The following is a 257-nucleotide window of genomic DNA, read 5'->3' on the forward strand; positions in this document are numbered from 1 at the left end:
ACAGTGCAAGCCGATGGCAGCTGGTCAGCGGATGTACCGAACGCCTTAAGCGATGGTGAGCTCACCATTGAGGCAAGCGTAAGCGACAACGCTGGTAACACCACCACGGTGAGTGAAAGCGCGACACTGAACACCACTGCGCCAAGCATTAGTATTAATGCCTTGGTTGACACCAATGACACCACGCCAACTATCAGCGGGACAAGTGATGCAGCCGATGGCACCACCATTAGCCTAACGTTTGAAGACAGTGCAGG

At 54.1% G+C, this 257-nt stretch carries 1 protein-coding gene; it reads left to right on the forward strand.

What is annotated here, in order from left to right:
- Positions 1-257 (forward strand): Ig-like domain-containing protein (locus WDB87_RS00030; protein WP_337848633.1); only part of this gene is annotated, 257 nt, incomplete at both ends.

The organism is Pseudoalteromonas sp. C12FD-1, from assembly GCF_037414265.1.
Taxonomy (GTDB): domain Bacteria; phylum Pseudomonadota; class Gammaproteobacteria; order Enterobacterales; family Alteromonadaceae; genus Pseudoalteromonas.